1 protein-coding gene is annotated in these 1,979 nt (G+C 39.1%); it reads left to right on the forward strand.

All coding sequences use genetic code 11. From position 1 onward, the window contains the following. Positions 1-1,979, forward strand: a 1,979-nt coding sequence (locus BPMYX0001_RS28240; protein ID WP_167535697.1) for a condensation domain-containing protein, incomplete at both ends; no start/stop codon positions are given.

Below are 1,979 nucleotides of genomic sequence, written 5' to 3' on the forward strand. Positions count from 1 at the left end.
GGTACCTGGCGAATTGGTTATCGGAGGAGATGGAATCTCTGACGGATATCTGAACCAACCAGACTTGACAGAAGAGCGCTTTGTGGAGGATCCCTTCGTGCCTGGCGATCAGATCTATAAGACGGGGGATCTTGTCCGCTGGATGTCAGATGGAAACCTTGAGTACCTCGGTAGGATTGACCAACAAGTAAAAATAAGAGGACATAGGGTAGAACTCGGAGAAGTGGAAACAAAGCTTCTTGAATTCCCTGCTGTACGGAAAGCCTTTGCTACGGACTATCAAGATGTTAATGGCCATTCTTATTTATGTGCTTATATTTCAGCTGAAGGAATAATCAATATCGAAGAAATTCGTGATTATATTGCCAAAAAGCTTCCGGATTATATGGTGCCTACTTTTATTGTGGAACTAGAAAAGTTACCACTCAATGCCAATGGAAAGGTGGATAAAAGTAAGCTTCCTAAACCTCAGGTTCTCAAAGAGAAAGAGAGGAAATACTTTGAACCAGTAACTGAAACAGAAAAGGTGCTTGCAAGTATATTTGAAGAGGTACTTAGAGTGCAGCCGGTCGGCCTTCACGACAACTTCTTTGAACTTGGTGGCCACTCACTAAAGGCTATGATCCTTGCCTCTAGGATTCAGAAGCAGCTAGATACGGAAATTCCTATTAAGGCTATATTTTCTTCGCCAACTGTAGAAAAGCTGGCGTCCTTTATTACTGCTGCTGGCAAACAAGAATACCGTTCAGTTAAAAAAGCTTCTAAAAGGCCGTTTTATCCGGTGTCGTTTGCTCAGAAAAGAATGTATGCAGCTCAGAAGCTTGAAGAAGCTAAAGGTGGGACAAGTTATAACATTCCGATTATTGTTGAAGTTAATGGAGAACTTGATATAGAGCGGATTTATCAGGCATTCTGCTCTTTAATGAGCCGACACGAGTCACTCAGGACAGTGTTTCTGTTCAAAGAAGGAGAGCTTGTGCAAGAAATTTGCGAAGAAGTTGAATTCCCATTTGAATTAATCAAGGGTAATTTATTTGAAATGCCGGATATTATTGAAAGTTTTATCACACCTTTTGATCTTAGCAAGGCACCTTTGTTTCGCGTTAAAGTTGTGCAGATTAAGGAAGATCGTAATATCTTAATGATGGATATGCATCATATTATTTCAGATGGTGTATCTACGAATATCCTGTTGCAGGATTTTGCAGAATTGTATCAAGGAAATAAATTGAATGACTTACAAATACAATACAAAGATTATGCAGTCTGGCAGCAAGAACAGAGTCAGATTGAATCATTGAAAAAACAAGAACAGTACTGGTTGAATACACTTTCTGGGGAGCTGCCAATTTTAGAGTTACCGACGGATTTTGTTCGTCCGCCGATTAAACAGTTTTCGGGGAAGACATTCAGTTTTCGGGTCAATAATGAACTGGTGCTTCGTTTGAAAGAAATTTCTTCTGAAGAAGAGTCGACATTTTTTATGATGCTGCTGGCAGCCTATAATATCCTCCTTTCAAAATATACTGGGCAGGAAGATATAATCATTGGTTCACCAATTGCTGGAAGAACGCATGCTGATTTGGAAGAAGTAATCGGTGTTTTTATTAATGTTCTCCCTCTTAGAAATCATCCTGTAGGAACACTTACATTCCGAGAGTTCCTTCTTCAGGTAAAAGAACAGGTGCTGCAGTCTTATGAAAATGCCGATTATCCTTATGAAGAACTTTTGGAAAAGCTTAATTTACAGCGAGACTTTAGTCGGAATCCCCTGTTTGATACAATGTTGAACCTACAGAATATGGAAATGGGAAACTTGGAAATACCAGGATTATCTTTTAATTCCTATAGCTGGGATTACAACAATACAAAATATGATATTAACTGGGACATTGCTGAAACTGAGCAAGGAGAGCTTTATATTTCTATAGAATACAGTACAAGCCTTTTTACCCAAGATACTATAGAAAGAATGAGAG

Origin of the sequence: Bacillus pseudomycoides DSM 12442, from assembly GCF_000161455.1 — a bacterium.
Taxonomy (GTDB): Bacteria; Bacillota; Bacilli; order Bacillales; family Bacillaceae_G; genus Bacillus_A; species Bacillus_A pseudomycoides.